Genomic DNA, 22,186 nt, shown 5'->3' with positions numbered 1-22,186 from the left:
GCGTCACGCATCGTCGGGTTCGTCCGCGCCCGGCCTCGTCGCGGCTGCGCCGCTCGCCGGGGGCGTGTCCAGTTCGTTCCAGTCGGCGTCGCCCAGGTAGCGCCGCGCGGCCGGGAAAATCACGCCTTCCATGCGGCCCATCTGCTCGAACGCGCCGCGCGCGTAGTCGGCGAGCGCGGCATCGAACGCGGCCGACGGCAACCCGTCGGCGGCGAGCCGCGCCAGCGCGTCGAGTGCGTGCGCATCGCGGCGCCGCTGGCGGTCGAGCTCGTCGAGTTCGGCCGCGGTGCTCTCCGCCCGCATGCGCAATGCCGCGAACAGTCGTGCTTCTGCGGACGCGCCGAAGCGCGCGTTCTGCAGCGCCGCGAGGGATGCCAGCGCCGCCAGCGGGCCGTGCGCGTCGGCGGTCGGCTGCCTGACCACGTCCGGGTCCTCGCTCGCCATCGTCAGTGCCTGCAGCCGCTCGCCGAGCGCGCGATGCGCCGCGAGACAGCGAGCCATCACGCGTGCCTCGGCCGGCGCACGCCGCGCCGGGCACACGAGCACCGGTACGCCGCTCGTCGCCAGCAGCACCCGCCGTTGCGCGGCTGCGGCGGCGTCATAATCATGCGGCAGCGCCGCGACGCCGATCAGGTCGCAGCCGAGCTCGCCGGCGAGCGTGGCGGGTGAGGTGTCGCCGGCAGCCGCGATCGCATGGGACAGGCCCTGCGCCCGTGCGGCGGCTTCCACTTTCGCACCGTGTTCCGGCATCCGCGCTCCGGATAAACGCGAGTCCGGCGCGGCGGCGGACAGCACGAACGTGACTCGCGCACCGACCGCACGCGCCAGTTCGAGCGCATGGCCGATCGCATCGATGCCGCCGGGCACGCCGTCGACCGTCACGAGCAGATGGCGATACATCGTGCCGCTCCGCTTATCCGGCGCTCGGTGCGCTGCGTCGCGCGCCGGTCGATACGATGTTCATGGTCCCTCCTCGTTGCATTCGTCGGTTGCGTTCGTCACGCATCGGAACCCATGCTATCGACCGGACGGCGGTGCGGCCCCACTCGTCGCGGGGGGGATTGACGCGCGAACGCGGTTCGGTCGATCCTTCCCCCACGCCCACCCCGGACGCTGGCCCGCACGGCATCGCCGGATTCCCACTCCTGCCCCGATGGCCCACCCACCCGATCGCGCCGACGCGCCCCCCACCGAACTCGTGCTGAAGACGACCGCGCCGCGCGTGCCGGCGCAGTTGCTCGCGCGTGCGCGGCTGAGCCTTGCCGCGCCGGCGTTCGACGCGCGGCCCGTCACGCTCGTGCAGGCGCCGGCCGGCTACGGCAAGACCTCGCTGCTCGCCCAATGGCGCCGCGAATCCCTTGCGCTGGGCCGCGCCGTCGTGTGGCTGTCCGCCGACGAGCGCGACGACGCACCGCGCCTGCTGCAGGGGCTCGTGCAGGCGGTGCGCACCGGTTGCGCGCGGCCCGGCTTCGGGCGCCTGATTCCGGACGGTGCCGCCCGCGCGCTGGAGGGGCTGACCGCGTGGCTGGCCGAAGTCGCGCAACTGTCGATCGACGCGCTGCTGATCGTCGACGACGCGGAGCGGCTGCCACCCGCCGGCCTCGACGCGCTGACCTATGTGCTGCACAACGCGCCGCAGAACCTGCGGGTGGTCGTCGCGGCCCGGCGCGGGCTCGATCACGCGGCCGGCGACCTGCTCGCCGGCGGGCAATGCACGCTCGCGGGCCCCGACTGGCTGCGCTTCACGCTCGACGAGACGATCGCGCTGGTCGGCGCGCGCTTTGCGCAGCGGGTCGACGCCGACGCGTGCGCGCGCCTGTTCGAACGCGTCGACGGCTGGCCGCTCGGGCTGCAGCTCGCGATGGCCGCGATGGCTCGCTCGGCCGATCCGCGACAGGCCGTCGACGCGCTTGCCGCACGGATGGACGGCACCCGCGACCGGCTCGTCGAGCTGCTGCTCGCGAATTTGTCGGCCGACGACACCGCGTTCCTCACGCGCACGAGCGTCGCCGACCGCCTGCATCCGTCGCTGTGCGCCGCGCTGCTCGACGACGCAGACGCCCCCGACCGGCTCGCGCGGCTCGCGCGCGACACGCCGCTGTTCATCGCGTCGGACGATTCCGACTGGTGCCGGCTGCATCCGCTCGTGCGCGATACGTTGCGCGACCGCCTCGCGGCGAGGCCGGACGCCGAGCGCAGCGCGCTGCACGCACGCGCGGCCGCGTGGCTCGACGCGCACGGGATGACGGAGGAAGCCGCGCGCCACGCGTATGCGGCTGGCCAGTTCGACACGGCATACGCGCTTGCGCAGCGCTGCCTCGAGGACGCGATCAAGCAGGGCCGCATCAACGACGTGCTCGACTGGCTCGCGCTGCTGCCCGACGCGGAACTCGACAAGCGCCCGACGCTGCGGATCGCGGTCGCCTGGGCACTGGCGCTCGGCGAGCGCCATGTCGAGGCGCAGCGCCAGATCGCGGGCATCCTGGCCGACCCCGGCACGCCGGCCGCGATGCGCTACGAATGCGCGCTGATCCTCAGCGCGGCCGCGTATTACGCCGATGAAATCGATCGCTTCGTCGAACTGTTCGAACCGTGGGCCGACTTCACGCCGCCGGCGGCGACGTGGCTCGCGCAGATGCACGCGAACCGGCTGTCGGCGCGCGCGATCATCGTCGGCGAACCGGCGCAGGCGCGCCGCTTCCAGCAGGCCGCGCCGCGCGGCGAGACGGCGGCCGGGTTCGGCTACGTCGCGCGCTGGGGCGAGCTGATCACGGGCCTGAGCTACCTGCGCGAAGGCCAGATCCGGCTCGCGGACGATGCACTGTCGCCGGCGCTGGCGCGCGCGGAAGCCGATCTCGGGCGCCGCCATCCGCTGACCTGCATGCTCGCGGCGATGTGCGCGGCGATCGCGTACGAGGCCGACCGCGTCGACCAGGCCGCCGCGCTGCTCGCGAACCGGCTCGACGTGCTCGAACACACGGGCACGCCCGATACCGTGCTGCTCGGCTATCGCACCGCCGCGCGCATCGCGCTGCTGCGCGGCGTCGAGCATCGCGCGATCGACCTGCTCGAGGCGCTCGATGCGATGGGTGTCGCGCGCCGGCTGCCACGCCTGTCGGTCGCGAGTCTCGCCGAGCAGGTGCGCATTCACGCGGCGCGCTATCGCGAGGCGACCTGCCATGCGCTCGTCGAGCGCATCGACGCGATCGCCGCGGCCGAGTTTCCGTCGCACGGGCCGCTGTGGCGGCGCCCCGTCGTGCTGCTGCAGGCGACGGCGCACGCGGGCGCCGCGCTGGCCGCGCGCCGCTGGGACGATGCGTGCGCGGCGCTCGACGAAGCCGCCGTGCTGGCGCGCGAGATGAGCATGGGACGCGAGCGCATCGAGATCATGGCGCTCAGCGCGTTCGCGCTCGACCAGTCCGGGCACGGCGGCCGGGCGCTGCTCGACGAGGCGATGAACCTCGCGGACATGTTCGGCCTCACGCGCACGCTCGCCGACTTGCATCCGGCCGTCGCCGACTGGGCGCGCCGCATCGGCGACGAGGCGCCCGCCGGCGACGGGCCCGTGCGGCCCGCGCAGCCGCAGCCGCGCATCGTGCCGCCCGCGCCGCGCGGCCCGGCAAGCCCGCGCGCGGTGCCGAGCGTCGTGCTGACGCCCAAGGAGCGCGCGATTCTCGAACTGCTCGCGCGCAACCTCTCGAACAAGGAGATCGCGGTGGCGCTCGCCGTCGGCGAGGAAACCGTGAAGTGGCACCTGAAGAACCTGTTCGGCAAGCTCGACGCCAGTTCGCGCAAGCACGCGGTGCGCCGCGCGCTGGTGCTCGGATTGCTCGAAAGCGCGCCTTGAACTCCGCCTGACCACCTCTGTAGCGGCCTGGCCCTGCCGTTGACAGCAGCCTCGCTGCCGGCCGCCCTTCGATTCTCCGCAACCCTGCCCCCCGCGCATGGGGGGGAGCGGCCGCGCGCCGTTGCGTAACCTTTCCGCACGGCTCGCACCGGCGTCGCATCATGCGCCTTCCCGCCTGCCTCGATGCTTCCCCCGCTTCACCCGCCCGGGCTCGATCCCGTGCGGTCCATTACGATCCTGGAGACTTCGATGAAGACGAAACTGGCCGCGCTCGCGGCGCTTGCCGGCTGTTCGGCGCTCGCGCATGCGCAATCCTCCGTCACGCTGTACGGCGTGGTCGACACGGGCCTGCTGTACCAGAGCACGTCGGCCGCGTCGTTCAGCCCGAATGCGCCGAACACCGGCAAGGTGTTCCGCATGAAGGACGGCGGCATCTATTCGAGCTTCTGGGGCATCAAGGGCAGCGAGGACCTGGGCGGCGGCTACAAGGTCAACTTCAAGCTGCAGGGTTCGTTCGACAGCGGCACCGGCAGGATGCAGCTGAGCGACACGCCGGGCGCCACCGCGATCTTCAACCAGGTTGCGTCGCTCGGCGTGTCGGGGCCGTTCGGCACATTCACGGCCGGCCGCCAGATCGTGCCGATGATCTACGCGATGGCCGACACCGACGTGCGCAACGCGCAGTTCTTCGGCAGCGTGCTGACCGCGTGGCTCGGCCTGAACACCGCGGCCGGCTGGCCCGGGACGAGCACCAACGGCGCGATCGGCGCGCTGTACGACAGCAACGCGCTCGTCTATCAGTCGCCGACGTTCGCGGGCGCATCGATCGCGCTCGAATACGCGCCCGGCGGCGTCGCCGGGCAGTTCCAGGGCGGCACGCGCGAGTCGGTCGTGCTGCGGTATTCGAACGACGGGCTCAATGCGTCGGCCGTGTACTACAACGGCCACGACACGAATCCGGCGCCGGGTGTCGCGCCGACCGGCGTCGACAACAACCGCTTCGTCTACTTCGGCGCGAGATACACGATCCGCGATTTCTCGGTGTCGGCGTCGTACGGCAACGGCCGGAATCCGTCGCATGCGGACAAGGTGAACCTCGACATGCTGTCGGCCGGCATCGGCTATCGCTTCACGCCCGCGCTGCAGGTCGCCTCGGCCTTGTACTACCTGAAGGACCGCAACCGCGCCGAGAACCGGTCGACGGCCGTCGTGCTCACGGCCGACTACAGCCTGTCGAAGCGGACGATGGTGTATGCGCAGGTCGGCCACGTGAACAACCGCGGCACGATGGACCAGATGCTCGTGTACGGGCAGCCGGTCGCTCCCGGGGTCGGCACGACCGCCGCGATGCTCGGGCTGCGGCACAACTTCTGACGACGCGGCGACGCGATGCGCGTGCGGCGGCGCCCGGGCACGGCTCGCGGCCGCCGTCTGCAGCGATCGCGGGGATCGGCTACAGTGGGCGTTTTCGGCGCGCCCCGCCCGCCTGTCGAAGTGCTCGTCCCGTTGCTGCCGCGGTGGCACGGGCGGTAAGCGATGCGCGGCAGGACGGCGGAGCGCGGATCCTCCACATTGACGAGCGAACCTCCATGCCCGATCTGTCCGCCTTCCCGATCACGAAGAAATGGCCTGCCCAGCATCCCGACCGTCTGCAGCTGTATTCGCTGCCGACGCCGAACGGCGTCAAGGTGTCGATCATGCTCGAGGAAACCGGCCTGCCGTACGAGCCGCACCTCGTGCGCTTCGACACCGACGACCAGCTGTCGCCCGAATTCCTGTCGCTGAACCCGAACAACAAGATCCCCGCGATCATCGATCCGAACGGCCCCGACGGCCGGCCGCTGCCGCTGTTCGAATCCGGCGCGATCCTGATCTATCTCGCGGACAAGACGGGCCAGTTGATCCCGAAGGATCCCGCGGGCCGGTACGAGACGATCCAGTGGGTGATGTTCCAGATGGGCGGCATCGGCCCGATGTTCGGGCAGGTGGGCTTCTTCCACAAGTTCGCGGGCCGCGATTACGAAGACAAGCGTCCGCGCGACCGCTACGTCGCCGAATCGAAGCGTCTGCTCGCCGTGCTCGACGCGCATCTCGCGAACCGCAAGTGGATGATGGGCGACACGTACACGATCGCCGACATCGCGATCTTCCCGTGGGTGCGTAACCTCGTCGGCTTCTACGAAGCGGGCGACCTGGTCGGCTTCGCCGAATTCAAGCATGTCGCGCGGGCGCTCGATGCGTTCGTCGCGCGTCCGGCCGTCGCGCGCGGGCTCAACATCCCGGCACGCGGCTGAGCCGCGCAGCGGGCGCACCCTGCGGACGCGCTCTGCGTGGCCCGCCGCATCGCGCGGCGGGCGATTCTTCCGCTTCCTTTCGGTGTTTTCGTTTTCCGCCCGCTGCGTTCATTCGACGTGACGATTCGGCGGCGCTATTTTTTGGCCGACGCCGACGCCGACGCCGACGCCGACGCCCCTTCCCCCAATCCCGCCAGCAGCTTTTCCAGCAACGCCGAAAGTTGTGCCTGCTCCGCCTCCGACAGCGCGGCCAGCATCGCGCGCTGATTGTCGACGTGCGCGACCACCGCATCGTCGATCAGCGCGCGGCCGGCGTCGGTCAGCGCGACGAGCGTGCCGCGACCGTCGGCCGGGTTCGGCCGGCGCTCGACCCAACCGGCCTTCTGCAGCCGGTCGATGCGCGCGGTCATCCCGCCCGACGACATCATCAGCGCGTCGTACAGCGCAGTCGGCGTCAGCGCGAACGGCGCGCCGCTGCGCCGCAGCGTCGCCAGCACGTCGAATTCGCCCGGCTGCATCCCGTAGCGCGCGAACAACGGATTGAGGCCGTCGCGTGCGACCACCAGCGCGGCCTCCTGCAGCCGTCCCATCACGAGCATCGACGACGCATCCAGATCCGGACGCTCGATGCGCCATTGCGCGAGCGCATGCGCGGCTCGATCCATTAACCCTCCTCGGCTCACCAGTTATCTTGACGTCGAGATAAATCCGCATTTATCTTGATATCGAGATACTTTACATGAAAACGCGCGGCCCTCTGACGGAGGTGTCGTGCACCGATAATGAGGGCCACTCCATGAATCGCTTCACTTCCCCCGGATGGCGGCTTGCCGCGATCGTGCTGGTCGGACTGAACCTGCGGCCGGCGTTGGCCGCGATCGGTCCGCTGCTCGACATGATCCAGCGCGCGACCGGCATCGGCGACGGCGCGGCGAGCCTGCTGACCACGATCCCGATCCTGCTGATGGGGCTGGGCGCGCTGAGCGCGCGCCGGCTGCAGCGCGTGACGGGGATCACGGGCGGCGTCTGGCTGGGCGTCGCGCTGATCGGCTTCGCGTGCGCGTCGCGAATCGGCGCGCAGCACGCGTGGCTGTTGCTCGCGAGTGCATGCTGCGCGGGCCTCGGAATCGCGATGGTGCAGGCGTTGCTGCCGGGATTCGTGAAGGCGCATTTCGCGACGCGGGTCGGCGGCGCGATGGGCGTCTATTCGACGTCGATCATGGGCGGTGCGGTGCTCGCGAGCGTCGTCGCGCCGTTGGCCGCGGCCCGCTGGGGCTGGCTGGTCGCGCTCGCGGGCTGGGCGCTGCCGGCCGCGGTCGCAGCGCTCGCGTGGCCGCTGGCCAGCCGTGGCGGTGATGCGCTGGTGTCCGGGCCGACGTCGGGGTCGATGGTGCAGGCGCGGCCGTCGCGCTCGCCGCGCGCGTGGCGGCTCGCGATGTTCTTCGGGATCGCGACGGGCGCCTATACCCTCGTGCTGGCATGGCTGCCGCCATACTACATGCGGCTCGGCTGGTCGCCGACCGCGGCCGGCAGCCTGCTCGGCGGCGTAACGCTCGCCGAAGTCGTCGCGGGGCTGGCGATCTCGGCGACGATCGACCGCCTGCCCGATCGCCGGCCCGCGCTGCACGCGGCGATCGCGTCGCTGCTCGCGGGGCTGCTGGTGATGCTGGCCGCGCCGGAGGCACTTGCGTTGCCGGCTGCGCTGCTGATGGGGGCCGGTATCGGCGCGCTGTTTCCGTTGTCGCTGATCGTCACGGTCGATCATGCGGCGACACCGGCCGATGCGGCGTCGTTGACGGGGTTCGTGCAGGGTGTCGGCTATCTGATCGCTGGGCTGTTTCCGTTCGCGGCGGGCATCGTGCGCCAGCATCTCGCGGATCTGTCGCCCGCGTGGGTCGCGATGGCGTGCCTGTGCGTCGTGCTGTTCGCGCTGGCGGCTGGGTTCGCACCGCAGTTTGCGCGGCGTGTTGCGCGGGCTTAGCGCAGACTTGGCGCGGGTCGGACGCTGCGCGTGAAGGCGTTGACCCGGATCGTGGCCTTCGCGCGGTTGCCCGTTGTTGCTCAGTCACGCCGGATTGCACGGTTGGCGCCGTTCGACCGAGGGCGTTGATCAGCGGGCCGGCTCGCGAGAAAACCCGTCGTCGCGATGCCGCGAAATGCGAAGTGCCTCGCGTTCCGTGCGCGCGATCAACTGCCGCTCGCATACAGCGTCGAATCCGCAAACCCTTCCGCATCGAGCACGCGCCCGATCAGGATCAGCGCGGTGCGCTCGATCCGCGTGCCCTGCACCTTGCCGACGATGTCGGCCAGCGTGCCGGTCACGCGTTCCTCGTCGGGCCAGCTCGCACGGTAGATCACCGCGACCGGGCACGCGGGCCCGTAATGCGGCAGCACTTCGTCGACGATCCGCGCGAGATGCCGCACGCCGAGATGGATCGCGAGCGTCGCGCGATGCGCGGCGAGCGCGCCGAGCGCTTCACCTTCCGGCATCGTCGTCTTGCCCGCGAAGCGCGTGAGGATCACCGTCTGCGCGACACCGGGCAGCGTCAGCTCGACGCCGAGCGTCGCCGCGCACGCGGCCGTGGCCGTCACGCCGGGCACGATTTCATACGGAATCCCGAGCGCTTTCAACCGGCGGATCTGTTCCCCGATCGCGCCGTACAGCGACGGATCGCCCGAATGCACGCGCGCGACGTCCAGGCCTTTCGCGTGCGCATCGGCGAGCAGCGCGACGATCGCATCGAGGTCGAGCTCGGCCGTATTGACGACCTGCTCCGCGCGATGGCCGTCGAGCACGGCCGGCGGCACGAGCGAGCCTGCGTAGAGAATCACCGGGCACGTGCGCACGAGACGCTGGCCCTTCACCGTGATCAGCTCCGGGTCGCCGGGGCCCGCGCCGATGAAATACACCGTCATCGAAAAATCTCCGTCAATTCATGGGGCAGCCGGTCGCGCGGCATCACGCGCGCGCGGCCGGGTCGAGCGCATCGAGCAGCGCGGCGGCCGAGTCGAACATGCGATCGGCGTCGGGCAGCGTCGGCCGGCGCAGCATCACGACCGGAAGCCTGCGTTCACGCGCGACGTCGAGCTTGGCCTCGGTCGCGGCGCCGCCGCTGTTCTTGCTGACGACGACGTCGATGCCCGCGAGCGCGAACAGCGCGCGCTCGCCGTCGAGCGTGAACGGCCCGCGCGCGGCGAGGACCTGCGCGCGCGCGTTGCCGGGATGCGCATCGAGGCAGCGCACCAGCCAGAACTGGTGCGGCGGAATCTCGTCGAGATGCGCGAGCGGTTCGCGGCCGAGCGTGAACAGCGGCCGCCGGAACGGCGCGAGCGCGGCCTCGATGCCGGCCCAGTCGTCGACCATCCTCCAGTCGTCGCCGGGTTGCGGCGCCCACGGCGCGCGTCGCAGCGCCCACACCGGCACGCCCGCGTCGCGCGCGGCGGCCGCCGCGTTCGCACTGATTCGCGCGGCATACGGATGCGTCGCGTCGATCACGAGGCCGATGCCGGCGCCATGCAGGTACGCGGCGAGCCCAGCCGCTCCGCCGAAGCCGCCGACGCGCACTTCGCAGCGCAAGTCGTCGGGCACCTTGCCGAGGCCCGCGAGGCTGTAGACGTGCTGCGGGCCGAGCGCGCGTGCGATCTTCAGCGCGTCGCCCGTGCCGCCGAGCAGCAGGATGCGCGCGCTCATCGTGCGGTCCCGACGAAGCGGCCCTGCCGGTCGATCGCGAACATCTCGACCGAGACCGATGGCGGCACGATGTCGCGCGCGACCCGCAGCGCATGCGCGCAGACGATGTCGCCGAGCGGCACGCCGTCGGCCTGCGCGAGCTTCAGCGCTTCCTGGCTGGTGTTCGCCGCGCGCATCGCGGCCTGCAGCGCTGCGTTCGCGCCCGCCTCGGCCGCCCACTTCGCAAGCAGTGGCAGGTCGATGCTCGAATGGCGGCTGTGCAGGTCGAGATGGCCTGCCGCAAGCTTGCTGAGCTTGCCGAACCCGCCGCACATCGACAGGCGGGCGACCGGCGCGCGGCGCAGGTGCTTGAGCACAGCGCCGGCGAAATCGCCCATTTCGATCAGCGCCATGTCGGGCAGGCCGTAGTGCGCGCGCATCGCATCCTCGCTCGCGTTGCCGGTGCACGCGGCGATGTGCGCGATCCCGTTCGCGCGCGCGACGTCGATGCCCTGGTGGATCGACGCGATGTACGCCGAGCACGAGAACGGCCGCACGATGCCGGTCGTGCCGAGGATCGACAATCCGCCGACGATGCCTAGACGCGGGTTCATCGTCTTCAGCGCGAGCGCCTCGCCGCCCTCGACGCCGATCGTCACGTCGAAGCCGCCTGCGTAGGCGAATTCGGCCGCGAGCGCGTCGAGGTGCGTGGTCATCATCTGGCGCGGCACAGGATTGATCGCCGGTTCGCCGACCGGCAGCGTGAGTCCGGCGCGCGTGACGGTGCCGACACCCGGCCCCGCGTGAAAGCGCACGCCGGGCACCGCCGCGAGCGCGACGCGCGCGAAGACCAGCGCACCGTGCGTGACGTCCGGATCGTCGCCGGCATCCTTGATCGTGCCGGCTTCCGCGCCGTCTGCGGTCGTCCTGCAGAACGCAAGCCGCATCATCACGTGCTGCCCCTTCGGCAGCACGATCTCGACGGCGTCGATCGCGCCCCCCGCGAGCAACAGGCGCGCGGCCGCGAGCGACGTCGCGGTCGCGCAGCTGCCGGTCGTATAGCCGAAGCGCAGCGGCGCCGGTTGTTCGGGGGTTTCGTCGCGCATCACGTGGGGTCCGCGAGGTCCGTTGCCGTGGAATCGGGTTTGCGCACGTCGTACAGCGTGACGGGCAACGGCTGCCGCCACGTGTCGAAGCGGCCGAGTGGTTCGGCGTGCGCGAGCGACACGCGCGTGAGCGTGCCGCCGTGAATATCGCGCCACGCGGCGAGCGCCAGCTCGCCCTGCAGCGTGACCGCGTTCGCGACGAGCCGGCCGCCGGGCTTCAGCGCCGACCAGCACGCGGCGAGCACGCCGGGCGCGGTCGCGCCACCGCCGATGAAGATCGCGTCGGGCGTCGCAAGCCCGGCAAGCGCTGCGGGTGCGCGCCCCGCGACGAGTTGCAGGCCCGGCACGCCGAGCGCGTCGCGATTGTGTTCGATGAAGCGCTGCCGCTCCGCATGCGACTCGATCGCGATCGACTGGCACGACGGATGCGTGCGCATCCACTCGATGCCGATCGAGCCGCTACCCGCGCCGACGTCCCACAGCAGTTCGCCGGGTGCGGGCGCGAGGCGTCCGAGCGTCAGCGCGCGCATGTCGCGCTTGGTGAGCTGGCCGTCGTGGCGGTACGCGTCGTCAGGCAGGCCCGGCGTGAGTGCTCGGCGCGGCGCATCGGGGCCGGCCTGGCAGTCGAGCGCGACGAGATTGAGCGCGGCGGTTTCGTCGATGTTCCAGTCTTGCGCGAGACCGTCGATGCGCCGTTCGAGCGGCCCGCCGAGGTGTTCGAATACGCTGATGCGCGTCGGACCGAAGCCGCGCGCGGCGAGTTCGGCCGCGACCGTGGCCGGCGTGCGGCCGTCGGCGCTCAGCACGAACAGGCGCCGGCCCGGCAGCAGATGGCGCGCGAGCGTCGCGAGCGGCCGGCCGACGAGCGACACCGCGCCGACGTCCTGCAACGCCCAGCCGAGCCGCGCGGCCGCCAGCGACAGCGATGACGGTGCGGGCAGCACGCGCCATTCGTCGGGAGATAGTTCGCGCGCGAGTGTCGCGCCGACGCCGAACAGCATCGGGTCGCCGCTCGCCAGCACGCAGACGGGCGAACCGCGCCGCGCGAGCAGGCCCGACAGGTCGAACGGCGACGGCCACGCGGTGCGTTCGGCCCGCAGCCGCGCGGGCAGCATGTCGAGGTGCCGCTTCGCGCCGACGACCTGCGTCGCCTCGAGCAGCGCGCGCCGCGCGCTACGCCCGAGCCCCGCGTAGCCGTCGTCGCCGATGCCCACTACCGTCAGCCACGCCGTCATGCACCCTTCCCCATCGTCCGGTTCCATCGAGTCGCCGCACGGCGGCCGTGATGGCGCCGGTGCAGCTGTCCGCATTGCGAAAGTCGGCATGGTACCGTGTTCCACCGCGCGTTTCATCTGCGGGGCCGCCGACGCCGGGCCGCATTTCGCTTCGGCCACGAAGCCCGCTCGGCGGTCGCGAAGCGCCGGTGAAATCGGGTATCCTACGGCCGTTCGTTCGCCGGTGCCCTTCGGGGCCGAAGAGGGAACACAGGGCGCGCACCGCGCCGCTGTGGCTGCCCCCGCAACTGTAGACAGCGAGCCGATCTCCCCCCTCATGCCACTGGTTTCACCGGGAAGGCCGGGAGCCGGCGCCGACCTGTCAGCCAGGAGACCTGCCGGCATGAAAGTGCGTGCGTGCCAGTCGGCGTCGGGCGGGGTGTACCGATACGTTGGCCGCGGCGTGACACTGCCCCGGTATCCCGTTGAGTTCCGCCCCCGATTCCATTCCTGCGTCGCCCGCCGTGCGCCCGTCGGCTTGCCCGGGGCTCGTGCGCGTCGTCGCGGCCGCCGACGGCGGGCTGTGCCGGATCAAGCTGCCGGGCGGCCGGCTCGACGCGCGGCAGGCGCGTGCAATCGCCGCCGCCGCGCGCGCCTGCGGCTCCGGCGCGATCGACGCGACCAATCGCGCGAATCTCCAGTTGCGCGGCATCCGCGACGGCGCGGCCGATACGCTGGCCGACGCATTGCTCGACGCGGGCCTGGGCCCGCGCGCGAGCGCCGCCGATGCCGCCGACGACCGGGCCGCGCTCGCCGCGCGCGACGACGTCCGCAACCTGATGCTCAGCCCGCTCGCGGGGCGCGATCCCGACGCACTGCTCGACAGCCGCGCGCTCGCGCTGCCGTTGCTCGACATGCTGACGCACGAGCCGCGCCGCGGCGAGGTGTCGCCGAAATTCTCGATCCAGCTCGACGGCGGCGAATCGGTCGCGGCGCTCGATCATCCGCACGACATCTGGCTCGCCGCGTGGCGTCGAGGCGACGGTGTGGTCCGCATCGCCGCGGGCCTGGCAGGCTGCCCGCCGGTCGCGCCCGGTGATCCGTCCGCTTCGTTCGACGTCGCGCCGGACCAGACCGTCGCGCTCGTTCGCGCGCTGCTGCTCGCGTTCCTCGATCTCGCACCGGCCGACGTCACGCGGATGCGCGCTTTGCTCGCGACCTGCGGCGCATGCGCATTGCGCGCGCGCGCGCAGTATTACGCGCCCTTCCCGCTCGAAGCCGATCCGGCACTGGCCGGCTGGCGGCGCAAGCAGGCGGACGCCGCGCTGCGTTTCGGTGCAAGGCCGTCGCGCGATGCGGATCGCTGCAGCGTCGGCGCGCAGTTCGTGCTCGGCCGGTTCGACGCAACACAACTGGAACGGCTTGCGGCACTCGCCGACGCGGAAGGCGACGGCACGCTGTCGATGACCCCGTGGCAGGGCGTGTTCGTGCACGGCGTCCCGCACGAACGCACGCCAGCCGTGCTCGACGCGTTCGCGTCGATCGGCCTCGTGTGCACGACGTCCGACCCGCTGGCGGCGCTGGTCGCCTGCACCGGCAGCGCGGGCTGCGCGAAGTCGCGCGCCGATACGAAACACGATGCGCTCGCGCTGGCCGCGCGCGTCGGCCATCCGGTCGACGTGCACCTGACCGGCTGCGAGCGCCACTGCGCGCTGCCGCGTCCCGCGATGCATACCCTCGTCGCGGTCGCGCCCGGACGCTACGACCTTTACCGGCGCGACGCCGCCGCGGGCCTCGGCGCCCCGCTCGCGCGCCATCTGACGATTGACCAGGCCGCGGACCGACTGACGGGCGCGCGGCACAGCCAGGACACCACCGATGCTTGACTATATTCGCGACGGGCAGGAAATCTACCGCCAGTCGTTCGCGACGATCCGCGCCGAGGCCGACCTGTCGCAGATTCCGCCCGATCTCGAGAAGCTCGCAGTGCGCGTGATCCACGCGTGCGGGATGGTCGACGTGGCCTACGACCTGCGCTTCTCGGCCGGCGCCGGCACGGCGGGCCGCGCGGCGCTCACGGCCGGCGCGCCGATCCTGTGCGACGCGCGCATGGTCGCCGAAGGCATCACGCGCGCGCGGCTGCCGGCCGGCAATCGCGTGATCTGCACGCTCGGCGAACCGGAAGTCCCCGACCTTGCGCGGCATCTCGGCAACACGCGCTCGGCCGCGGCGCTCGAACTGTGGCGCCCGCATCTGGCCGGCAGCGTCGTCGTGATCGGCAATGCGCCGACCGCGCTGTTCCACCTGCTCGACATGATCGACGCCGGTGCGCCGCGCCCCGCGTTGATCCTCGGCTTTCCGGTCGGCTTCATCGGCGCTGCCGAATCCAAGGCGGCACTCGACGCCGACAGCCGCGGCGTGCCGTACGTCGCGCTGCTCGGCCGTCGCGGCGGCAGCGCGATGGCCGCAGCCGCCGTCAACGCACTCGCGACGGAGGCAGAATGATGGCCCCGCGCGGACGCCTGTTCGGGGTCGGCGTCGGCCCCGGCGACCCCGAACTGATGACGATCAAGGCGCTGCGCGTGCTGCAGGCCGCGCCGGTGGTCGCGTATTTCGTCGCGAAGGGCAAGAAAGGCAATGCCTACGGGATCGTCGAGGCGCACCTGCTCGAAGCGCAGACGCAACTGCCGCTCGTCTATCCGGTGACGACCGAGGCGCTGCCGCCGCCGCTCTGCTACGAGACCGTGATCGCCGATTTCTACGACACCGCCGCCGAGATCGTCGCGTCGCATCTCGACGCCGGGCGCGACGTCGCGGTGATCTGCGAAGGCGATCCGTTCTTCTACGGGTCGTACATGTACCTGCACGATCGCCTCGCGCCGCGCTACGACACCGAAGTGATCCCCGGCGTGTGCGCGATGCTCGGCGGCACGGCCGTGCTCGGCCAGCCGCTCGTCTATCGCAACCAGAGCCTGTCGGTGCTGTCCGGCGTGCTGCCGGCGGACGAATTGCGCGCGCGACTCGCGCAGGCCGACGCGGCCGTCGTGATGAAGCTCGGCCGCAACTTCGACAAGGTGCGGCGCGTGCTCGACGAACTGGGGCTCGCGAAGCGCGCGCTGTACGTCGAGCGCGCGACGATGGCGGCGCAGCGCATCGTGCCGCTCGACGAAGTCGATCCGATGGCGTCGCCGTACTTCTCGCTGCTCGTCGTGCCGGGGGAAAAATGGCAAGGATGACGACTCCGCCCGCGATCGTGATTCTCGGCGCGGGTGCACTCGATACCGCGCGGCGCATCCAGGCGCGTTATCCGGGCGCAGTCGTGCACGGGCTCGCGTCGCGCGTCGAGGCCGACGTGCCGTTCGACGAACTCGGCGCGCACATGCGCGAGCTTTACGCGCGCGGCCTGCCGATCGTCGCGCTGTGCGCGGCCGGCATCGTGATCCGTTGCGTCGCGCCGGCGCTGGCCGACAAGGGTGTCGAGCCGCCGGTGCTCGCGGTCGCGGAAGACGGTTCGGCCGTCGTGCCGCTGCTCGGCGGGCTGACGGGCGTCAACGTGATCGCGCGCGAAATCGCCGAATGCCTCCGCGTCGCGCCCGCGATCACGACGAGCGGCGAGCTGCGCTTCGGCGCGTGCGTGCTCAACCCGCCCGACGGCTATGCGCTCGCCGATCTCCAGCAAGGCAAGCGTTTCGTGTCCGATCTGCTCGCGGGTGCGGCGACGCGCATCGACGGCGCGGCGCCCTGGCTCGACGACGTCGCGCTGCCGCGTGACGACGCGGCCGCGCATGCGATCCGCGTGACGCCCGATGCGTGGCGCGGGGCGCGCGACGAACTCGTGATCCATCCGCGCAGCGTGGTGGTCGGCATCGCGGCACGCGGCGTGCAGGCCGATGCGTCGCCATCGCTTGCCGGGCGCATCGACGCGCTGCTCGATACGCACGGACTCGCGCGGCTGGCGCTCGCCGCATTGGTCGCCCCGGCGTCGTTGCTCGGCGATGCGCGCGTCGAAGCGGCGGCACGGACGCTGGACGTGCCGTTGCGCTTCGCCGATGTCGACGGCGACGGCGACGAAGGCGCCGATGCCGCTGCCCTGCTGGGTTCGACGTTGCGCGTGGCGCACACGCTGCGCGCAACGTCCGACGGCCTCGCGTGCGCGGTCGCGACGCAACCCGTCGATCCCGCGACGCTCGGCCGTGCACGCGGCCGCCTGACGGTGCTCGGCCTCGGCCCGGGCGATGCGGCGTGGCTCACGCCCGCCGCGCGCACCGCGCTCGCGCAAGCCACCGACATCCTCGGCTATACGACCTACGTGACGATGGCCGGCCCGTTCCGCGCCGACCAACGCGTCCACGGCACGGACAATCGCGAGGAAATGCAGCGCGCGCGCCATGCGTTCGAACTGGCGGCCGAAGGCCGGCGCGTCGCGGTCGTCTCGTCGGGTGACCCGGGTGTCTTCGCGATGGCCGCGGCCGTGCTCGAAGCGCTCGACGAAGCACGCGACCCGCGATGGGCCGCGGTCGAACTGCGCGTCGAACCCGGCGTATCGGCATCCCTCGCGACCGCCGCGCAGGCTGGCGCGCCGCTCGGCCACGATTTCTGCGCGATCTCGCTGTCGGACAACCTGAAGCCGTGGGACGTGATCGAGTCGCGCCTGCGGCACGCGGCGCAAGCCGATCTCGTGATGGCGTTCTACAACCCGATCTCGCGTGCGCGGCCGTGGCAGCTCGACCGTGCGCTCGATGCGGTGCGCGCGCATCGCGCGGCCGACACGGTCGTCGTGCTCGGCCGCGATATTGGCCGGCCCGGCGCGACGCTCACGACGACGACGCTCGGCGCGCTGCGCAGCGATCAAGTGGACATGCGCACGATGGTGATCGTCGGCTCGTCGACGACGCGGCGTTTCGCAATCGGCGACGGGCGTGAGTGGGTCTACACGCCGCGCTGGTATCGCTGAGCGTCGCTGCGCAACGCGCGGTTGACCATCCGGCCGAAACCAGACGGAAAAATCGCCCGCTTCGCGTTTCGGCATCTGCGTCACGTACCAGGGCGCGAAATACTGCGCGAAATGGTGGACGCAAGGCGACAACCCGAGCGCGGGCGGCGTGTGGGTGAAGTCATGACGCCGCGGCGCACCATCGGCGCGTGACGCGCCACGGCCGTTCCCGGATGCCGCCCGGCATCGCGGCGAACGGCCGCCGAAACCGTCTCCGCCCTGCTTCGCGTTTTTTGCTAGCCCCGCCCCTGCTCCGCCAGCAGCCGCGCCTTTGCGTCGACCAGCAGCGCCGCATGCATGTCGCGATGCTGGCGGATCCGCTCGGTCGGCCCGACGACCGACAGCCCGTACCAGTCGCCGTCGAGCGTCAGCGCGACCGCGATCGCCGACAGCTCGGGCGCGCTCTCGCCGAGGTTTTCGGCCCAGCCGAGTTCGCGAAACCGTGCGGTCTGCGCGACGAGCGCCGGCAGGTCGGCCACCGTCGCATCGGTGAAGCGTTCGAACGACAGCTGCGCGCCGAGCGCCTGCTGCGCGTCGCTCGCGAGCTCCGCGAAGATCGCCTTGCCGATCGAGTTCGCATGCAGCGGACGCAGCTCGCCCGGCTGGCGCGTGTAGCGGATCGCCTGCTCGGACTCGACGACGTCGAGATACGTGACCGACGTGCCCTGGATCTTGCCGAGCACGGCCGTCTCGCGGCTCGCGTCGCGCAGCGCGACGAGATGCGGATGCACGATGTCGACGACGGGATCGGGCGCGTCGATCGCGGCGGCGATCGTCTGCAGGCGTCGCGTCGGATAGTAGCCGCCGCGCTTGCGCGCCTCGTACAGATAGCCGCGGCTCACGAGCGTGCGCGCCATCGCCAGGCAGCTCGACGCCGGCACGTTGAGCAGGCGCGCGAGTTCGGTGAGCGGCAGCGGCCGCCGTTCGGCGGCGAACAGCTCGAACAGGTCGAGCGTGCGGGCAACGAGTTTGACGTCCATGACGAGCGCTTGATTCGGAACGGGAAATCGCGCGCCGGGCGGGCCGCCGCGCGTCAGTACGACTTCGGCAGCCCGAGCACCTTCTCCGCGATGTAGCACAGGATCAGTTGCGGACTCACGGGCGCGAGCCTCGGAATCATACACTCGCGCAGGTAGCGCTCGACGTGGTATTCCTTCGCATAGCCCATCCCGCCGTGCGTCGCGATCGCCGTCTGGCACGCCTGGAACGCGGCTTCCGCGCCGAGGTACTTCGCGGCGTTCGCCTCCGCGCCGCACGACTGCCCCGCGTCGTAGCGCGTCGCGGCTTTCATCACCATCAGCCACGCGGCCTCGAGCTGCATCCATGCCTGCGCGAGCGGATGCTGGATCGACTGGTTCTGCCCGATCGGCCGGCCGAATACGACGCGTTCGCACGCATACTGCGTTGCGCGCCGCAGCGCGGCCTGACCAAGGCCGATCGCCTCGGCGGCGATCAGGATCCGCTCGGGGTTCAGCCCGTGCAGCAGGTAGCGGAAACCGTCGCCCTCATTGCCGATCAGGTCGTCGCGCGGCACGCGCAGGTTGTCGATGAACAGCATGTTCGAATCGACGGCCTTGCGGCCCATTTTCTCGATCTCGCGCACCTCGACGCACGAACGGTCGAGGTCAGTGTAGAAGAGGCTCAAGCCGTCGGTTGGCTTCGCGACCTGGTCGAGCGGCGTCGTGCGCGCGATGATCAGCATCTTGTTCGCGACCTGCGCGGTCGAAATCCAGATCTTGCGGCCGCTCAGCACGTAGTGGTCGCCGTCGCGACGCGCCTGCGTGGTCAGATGCGTCGTGTCGAGTCCGGCATCGGGCTCGGTCACCGCGAAGCAGGCCTTGTCGCGTCCGGCGATCAGCGGCGGCAGGAAGCGCGCCTTCTGCGCGTCGTTGCCGAACACCTGCACCGGGTTCAGCCCGAAGATGTTCATGTGGACGGCCGATGCGCCCGACAGGCCGGCACCCGACGCGCTGATCGTGCGCATCATGAGCGCAGCCTCGGTCATCCCGAGCCCGGCGCCGCCATGGGCCGGGTCCATCGCGATGCCGAGCCAGCCGGCCTCGGCGAGCGCCGCGTGAAAGTCGGACGGAAACCCGCCCGCGCGATCGCGTTCGAGCCAGTAGTCGTCGCCGAAGCGCTCGCAGATTTTCTCGATCGCGCTTTCGATCGCGCGCTGGTCGTCGGTCAGGTCGAACTGCATGGATTGCCCTCCAGGAAAACGTGAGCGGCGCGCCGCGCGCGAGACAACGCCGGGTTTCGGAGCGGCCTTCTTGGTGGAGGCCGGCGCGACGGATACGCGGACGCTCACAACGGAAACACGCCCGTCGCGACCGCGGCGAAGACCATCAGCACGGTGGCGGCGAACAGGAACGGAATCGTGAATTTCTGGTGCTCGGCCAGCTCGACGCCGGTCAGGCCGACGATCAGGAACGTCGCTGGCGTGAGCGGACTGACCGGAAAACCGGTCGTCATCTGGCCGAGCAGCGCGGCCTGCGCCATCTGGATCGGCGGCACGCCGAGCAGCTTCGCGCTTTCCGCGAGCACCGGCAGCACGCCGAAGTAGAACGAGTCGGGATCGAACAGCAGGCTGAGCGGCATCGACAGCAGGCCGAGCACGAACGGCATGTGGCGCGCATGCTCGACCGGAACGTGCGCGACGACGACCTCGGCCATTGCCTTGAGCATCCCGGTGCCCGACATGATCCCGGTGAATGCGCCGGCCGCGAGCAGCACGCTCGCCATCATCAGCGCGGCCTTCGCATGCGCGTCGATCCGCTCGCGCTGCGCCTGCACGTCCGGATAGTTGATGACGAGCGCGGCCACCGTGCCGAGCATGAACATCACCATCGGGTCGATGATGCCCGACACCAGCGTGCCGAGCACGACGAGCGTCAGCGCCAGATTGATCCGGAAACGGCCGGGCCGGCGCAGCGCGCGTTCGGCGTCGGTCAGCTCGCGCGGCGCGATCGCGAGCGATGCCGCGCCGGCGCGATCGAGCCCGAGCCGCTTCGCCTCGCGCACGCCGAGGACGTAGGCGGTGCCGAACACGAACGCGAGCCCGACGATCTGCACCGGGATCATCGGCATGAAGATTGCCGAACCGGGAATGTGCAAGGCCGCCGACGCGCGCAGCATCGGCCCGACCCACGGCAGGAAGTTGACACCGGCCGCCATCGACGCGACGCACGCGAGGATCCGCCGGTCCATGCCGAGCCGTGTGTAGAGCGGCATCATCGCGGGCAGCGTGACGAGAAACGTGACGGCACCCGAGCCGTCCAGATGGATCAGCAGCGCGAGCAGCGCCGAGCCCGTCACGATGCGCGGCGGATGGCAGCCGATCACGCGCAGTACGCCCGCGATGATCGGGTCGAGCATCCCCGCATCGGTGAGGATACCGAAAAAAAGAATCGCAAAAACGAACATCCCGGCGATGGGGCCGATATTCTGCACGCCGTGCACGATGAACTTGCCGGTCGAGAGTCCGAAGCCGGCCGCGAGCGACGCGGCCACCGGCACGACGATCAGCGCGACGAGCGGCGACAGCCGCTTCGTGATGATCAGGCCGAACAGCGCGACGATCGTGGTCGCGCCGATCCATGCGAGCATGATGTGTCTCCTCTTGCAGCGGCGCGTGTCCGGTGCGACGCGGTGTGATGTGCGAAAGGGGCGCGGGCGTGCGGTGCCGCACGCCGCCGGCCGCGATGCGGGTCAGTTGCGACGCGGGCCGTTGTCGTCGCGTGCGTCGTCGGCAAACACCTGCGCCGCGTGTTCGTTCAGCGCGGGCGGCGGCCGCCGGTACGTGGCCGGCGTGCGGCCGAGCTTGATCGGCGACGCGATGCCGCGATGCCGACCCAGTTCGACCTTCATCTGGCGATGCGCGACGTGCGGATGGTCGAGCGCCGCGTCGAGCCCGAGCACGGGCGCGCACGGCACGCCGCGGCGCATCAGCTGCTCGGCCAGTGCCGCGCCGTCGTGTTCGGCCAGTGCCGTTTCGAGCAGCGCGCGCAATGCGGCGCGGTTCGCGCTGCGCGCGCGGTTGTCGACGAAGCGCGGATCGTCGGGCCACTCGCGCGTGCCGAGGACGTCGCACAGCGCGGCGAACTGCCCGTTGTTGCCGACCGCGAGAAAGATGTCGACGCTCGCGGTCGGAAAGCTGTCGTAAGGCGTGATGTTCGGATGCGCGTTGCCGGTGCGCACCGGGGCCCGCCCCGAATGGAAGAAGTTCGGCGTATGCGGATGCAGGATCGACAGCGCGCAGTCGAACAGCGTCGATTCGACGAATTGGCCGCGCCCGCTCGCATCGCGTTCGCGAAGCGCCATCAGCACGCCGAGCGCCGCGTTCAGCCCGGTGACGAGATCGACGATTGGCACGCCGACGCGCAGCGGCGCCCCGCCCGCCTCGCCGTTCACGCTCATCAGCCCGGCCAGTGCCTGCACGGCCGCGTCGTAGCCGGGCAGCCCGCCGAGCGGGCCGTCCGCACCGAAGCCCGACACGCGGCAATGGACGAGACGCGGAAAGCGTGCGTGCAGCGTATCGAAGCCGAGGCCCCAGCGCTCCATCGTGCCGATCTTGAAGTTTTCGACCAGCGCGTCGGCGTGCTCGAGCAGGCCGAGCAGCCGCTCGCGATCCTCCGGCTTCGTCAGGTCGAGCGCGATGCCGAGCTTGTTGCGGTTCACGCCGAGGAAATACGACGCGGTGTCGCCGTCGAACGGCGGCCCCCAGGTGCGGGTCTCGTCGCCCGACGGCGGTTCGACCTTGATCACCTCCGCGCCGTGGTCGGCGAGAATCTGCGTCGCGTACGGGCCGCCCAGCACCCGCGACAGATCGATGATGCGCAACCCCGCCAACGCGCCCTGCTGCTCCAGCTCCGCCATGCGTCTCGCTCCTGCTCCCGGTTGATCGGACCGTCTGTTCCGTCGTGCCGACAGCGGCGGCACGGGTTCCCGGACTCGAACGATAATTCCTGTATGTGAATTTATATTCACACTCGGGAATTTTATTGTCAAGCCGGATATGCCCGGCAGCCGTGTGAAGAACGCGGCCGCCCGCAAGTGGGGACGA

At 71.1% G+C, this 22,186-nt stretch carries 18 protein-coding genes, 1 pseudogene and 1 riboswitch; of the genes and pseudogenes, 9 read left to right on the top strand and 10 right to left on the bottom strand.

Translation table 11 applies throughout. The features are described 5' to 3' along the window. Nucleotides 1-3: 3 nt before the first annotated feature. Nucleotides 4-900, bottom strand: a complete 897-nt coding sequence (locus tag BTE28158_RS08215) for a universal stress protein (protein WP_151048891.1) — start codon at nt 898-900, stop codon at nt 4-6. A 253-nt stretch (nt 901-1,153) separates the two neighbouring features. Here BTE28158_RS08215 and BTE28158_RS08210 point away from each other — a divergent pair, with 253 nt between their 5' ends. From BTE28158_RS08210 to BTE28158_RS08200, 3 genes are all read left to right on the top strand, one after another. Beyond that, nucleotides 1,154-3,847, top strand: a complete 2,694-nt coding sequence (locus BTE28158_RS08210) for a winged helix-turn-helix domain-containing protein (RefSeq protein WP_174919799.1) — start codon at nt 1,154-1,156, stop codon at nt 3,845-3,847. A gap of 249 nt (nt 3,848-4,096) precedes the next feature. Next, nucleotides 4,097-5,221, top strand: coding sequence for a porin (locus BTE28158_RS08205; protein WP_151052489.1), 1,125 nt, complete (start codon nt 4,097-4,099; stop codon nt 5,219-5,221). A gap of 215 nt (nt 5,222-5,436) precedes the next feature. Further along, the gene (locus BTE28158_RS08200; protein WP_059606798.1) at nt 5,437-6,141 is read left to right on the top strand and encodes a glutathione S-transferase N-terminal domain-containing protein; all 705 of its coding nucleotides are present in this window, start codon (nt 5,437-5,439) and stop codon (nt 6,139-6,141) included. Between the two features lie 134 nt (nt 6,142-6,275). On the opposite strand, the gene BTE28158_RS08195 is transcribed toward BTE28158_RS08200, so the two are convergent. Beyond that, nucleotides 6,276-6,806 carry a MarR family winged helix-turn-helix transcriptional regulator gene (locus BTE28158_RS08195; RefSeq protein WP_151052491.1) on the bottom strand — a complete coding sequence of 177 codons (531 nt, stop codon included), beginning with the start codon at nt 6,804-6,806 and terminating at the stop codon, nt 6,276-6,278. 131 nt (nt 6,807-6,937) lie between these two features. Here BTE28158_RS08195 and BTE28158_RS08190 point away from each other — a divergent pair, with 131 nt between their 5' ends. Further along, on the top strand, nt 6,938-8,122 hold the full coding sequence (locus BTE28158_RS08190) for an MFS transporter (RefSeq protein WP_174919797.1): 1,185 nt from the start codon (nt 6,938-6,940) through the stop codon (nt 8,120-8,122). Between the two features lie 206 nt (nt 8,123-8,328). Here the strand turns inward: BTE28158_RS08190 and cobM are convergent, their stop codons facing one another. Genes cobM through cbiE form a run of 4 tightly spaced genes read right to left on the bottom strand, consistent with a single transcriptional unit; the run spans nt 8,329 to nt 12,152 of the window. Then, nucleotides 8,329-9,057 (bottom strand): precorrin-4 C(11)-methyltransferase, encoded by a 729-nt coding sequence (cobM, locus tag BTE28158_RS08185; protein ID WP_151052652.1) that lies wholly within the window; start codon nt 9,055-9,057, stop codon nt 8,329-8,331. 43 nt (nt 9,058-9,100) lie between these two features. Then, nucleotides 9,101-9,832 (bottom strand): cobalt-precorrin-6A reductase, encoded by a 732-nt coding sequence (locus BTE28158_RS08180; RefSeq protein WP_174919795.1) that lies wholly within the window; start codon nt 9,830-9,832, stop codon nt 9,101-9,103. After that, nucleotides 9,829-10,917, bottom strand: coding sequence for a cobalt-precorrin-5B (C(1))-methyltransferase (locus BTE28158_RS08175; RefSeq protein WP_151052634.1), 1,089 nt, complete (start codon nt 10,915-10,917; stop codon nt 9,829-9,831). The genes BTE28158_RS08180 and BTE28158_RS08175 overlap by 4 nt, the downstream gene beginning before the upstream one ends. Then, nucleotides 10,917-12,152 (bottom strand): precorrin-6y C5,15-methyltransferase (decarboxylating) subunit CbiE, encoded by a 1,236-nt coding sequence (gene cbiE, locus BTE28158_RS08170; protein ID WP_174919809.1) that lies wholly within the window; start codon nt 12,150-12,152, stop codon nt 10,917-10,919. The genes BTE28158_RS08175 and cbiE overlap by 1 nt, the downstream gene beginning before the upstream one ends. 204 nt (nt 12,153-12,356) lie before the next feature. Continuing rightward, nucleotides 12,357-12,548: riboswitch (cobalamin riboswitch) on the top strand. Nucleotides 12,549-12,655: 107 nt separating this feature from the next. On the opposite strand from cbiE, the gene cobG reads away from it, so the two are divergent. The 5 genes and pseudogenes from cobG to BTE28158_RS08145 all read left to right on the top strand — a co-directional run. Next, nucleotides 12,656-14,017 (top strand): precorrin-3B synthase, encoded by a 1,362-nt coding sequence (gene cobG, locus BTE28158_RS08165; protein WP_174919807.1) that lies wholly within the window; start codon nt 12,656-12,658, stop codon nt 14,015-14,017. Beyond that, nucleotides 14,010-14,636: a precorrin-8X methylmutase gene (locus BTE28158_RS08160; RefSeq protein ID WP_059606783.1), complete on the top strand. Its 627-nt coding sequence runs from the start codon at nt 14,010-14,012 to the stop codon at nt 14,634-14,636. The genes cobG and BTE28158_RS08160 overlap by 8 nt, the downstream gene beginning before the upstream one ends. After that, nucleotides 14,633-15,367 carry a precorrin-2 C(20)-methyltransferase gene (locus BTE28158_RS08155; RefSeq protein ID WP_151050724.1) on the top strand — a complete coding sequence of 245 codons (735 nt, stop codon included), beginning with the start codon at nt 14,633-14,635 and terminating at the stop codon, nt 15,365-15,367. The genes BTE28158_RS08160 and BTE28158_RS08155 overlap by 4 nt, the downstream gene beginning before the upstream one ends. After that, a complete protein-coding gene (gene cobJ, locus BTE28158_RS08150; protein ID WP_151050726.1) occupies nt 15,364-17,085 on the top strand; it encodes a precorrin-3B C(17)-methyltransferase in 1,722 nt (573 codons plus the stop codon). Before BTE28158_RS08155 ends, cobJ begins: the two co-directional genes overlap by 4 nt. A 70-nt stretch (nt 17,086-17,155) precedes the next feature. Further along, nucleotides 17,156-17,251: pseudogene (locus tag BTE28158_RS08145) on the top strand (carbohydrate-binding protein); the annotation flags it as partial. A 109-nt stretch (nt 17,252-17,360) separates the two neighbouring features. Here the strand turns inward: BTE28158_RS08145 and BTE28158_RS08140 are convergent. From BTE28158_RS08140 to BTE28158_RS08125, 4 genes are all read right to left on the bottom strand, one after another. Beyond that, nucleotides 17,361-18,104 carry an IclR family transcriptional regulator gene (locus tag BTE28158_RS08140; RefSeq protein ID WP_151050728.1) on the bottom strand — a complete coding sequence of 248 codons (744 nt, stop codon included), beginning with the start codon at nt 18,102-18,104 and terminating at the stop codon, nt 17,361-17,363. 53 nt (nt 18,105-18,157) lie between these two features. Beyond that, nucleotides 18,158-19,324 (bottom strand): acyl-CoA dehydrogenase family protein, encoded by a 1,167-nt coding sequence (locus BTE28158_RS08135; RefSeq protein ID WP_151050730.1) that lies wholly within the window; start codon nt 19,322-19,324, stop codon nt 18,158-18,160. Nucleotides 19,325-19,428: 104 nt separating this feature from the next. Continuing rightward, nucleotides 19,429-20,730: a CitMHS family transporter gene (locus tag BTE28158_RS08130; protein ID WP_151050732.1), complete on the bottom strand. Its 1,302-nt coding sequence runs from the start codon at nt 20,728-20,730 to the stop codon at nt 19,429-19,431. 102 nt (nt 20,731-20,832) lie between these two features. Beyond that, nucleotides 20,833-21,999 (bottom strand): CaiB/BaiF CoA transferase family protein, encoded by a 1,167-nt coding sequence (locus BTE28158_RS08125; RefSeq protein WP_124626195.1) that lies wholly within the window; start codon nt 21,997-21,999, stop codon nt 20,833-20,835. Nucleotides 22,000-22,186: the final 187 nt, after the last annotated feature.

The sequence above is a fragment of the Burkholderia diffusa genome (assembly GCF_902499115.1).
GTDB classification, from domain to species: Bacteria; Pseudomonadota; Gammaproteobacteria; order Burkholderiales; family Burkholderiaceae; genus Burkholderia; species Burkholderia diffusa.
The sequence above is the reverse complement of the archived record's forward strand: the minus strand, read 5'-3'. Positions and strand labels throughout refer to the sequence as shown.

Coding starts and splice junctions, on each gene's coding strand:
- BTE28158_RS08200 (WP_059606798.1), top strand. CDS start 5,437: ATGCCCGATCTGTCCGCCTTCCCGATCACGAAGAAATGGCCTGCCCAG.
- BTE28158_RS08210 (WP_174919799.1), top strand. CDS start 1,154: ATGGCCCACCCACCCGATCGCGCCGACGCGCCCCCCACCGAACTCGTG.
- BTE28158_RS08180 (WP_174919795.1), bottom strand. CDS start 9,832: ATGAGCGCGCGCATCCTGCTGCTCGGCGGCACGGGCGACGCGCTGAAG.
- BTE28158_RS08195 (WP_151052491.1), bottom strand. CDS start 6,806: ATGGATCGAGCCGCGCATGCGCTCGCGCAATGGCGCATCGAGCGTCCG.
- cobJ (WP_151050726.1), top strand. CDS start 15,364: ATGACGACTCCGCCCGCGATCGTGATTCTCGGCGCGGGTGCACTCGAT.
- BTE28158_RS08135 (WP_151050730.1), bottom strand. CDS start 19,324: ATGCAGTTCGACCTGACCGACGACCAGCGCGCGATCGAAAGCGCGATC.
- cbiE (WP_174919809.1), bottom strand. CDS start 12,152: ATGACGGCGTGGCTGACGGTAGTGGGCATCGGCGACGACGGCTACGCG.
- BTE28158_RS08125 (WP_124626195.1), bottom strand. CDS start 21,999: ATGGCGGAGCTGGAGCAGCAGGGCGCGTTGGCGGGGTTGCGCATCATC.
- cobM (WP_151052652.1), bottom strand. CDS start 9,057: ATGACGGTGTATTTCATCGGCGCGGGCCCCGGCGACCCGGAGCTGATC.
- BTE28158_RS08140 (WP_151050728.1), bottom strand. CDS start 18,104: ATGGACGTCAAACTCGTTGCCCGCACGCTCGACCTGTTCGAGCTGTTC.
- BTE28158_RS08175 (WP_151052634.1), bottom strand. CDS start 10,917: ATGCGCGACGAAACCCCCGAACAACCGGCGCCGCTGCGCTTCGGCTAT.
- BTE28158_RS08155 (WP_151050724.1), top strand. CDS start 14,633: ATGATGGCCCCGCGCGGACGCCTGTTCGGGGTCGGCGTCGGCCCCGGC.
- BTE28158_RS08205 (WP_151052489.1), top strand. CDS start 4,097: ATGAAGACGAAACTGGCCGCGCTCGCGGCGCTTGCCGGCTGTTCGGCG.
- BTE28158_RS08215 (WP_151048891.1), bottom strand. CDS start 900: ATGTATCGCCATCTGCTCGTGACGGTCGACGGCGTGCCCGGCGGCATC.
- BTE28158_RS08130 (WP_151050732.1), bottom strand. CDS start 20,730: ATGCTCGCATGGATCGGCGCGACCACGATCGTCGCGCTGTTCGGCCTG.
- BTE28158_RS08190 (WP_174919797.1), top strand. CDS start 6,938: ATGAATCGCTTCACTTCCCCCGGATGGCGGCTTGCCGCGATCGTGCTG.
- BTE28158_RS08160 (WP_059606783.1), top strand. CDS start 14,010: ATGCTTGACTATATTCGCGACGGGCAGGAAATCTACCGCCAGTCGTTC.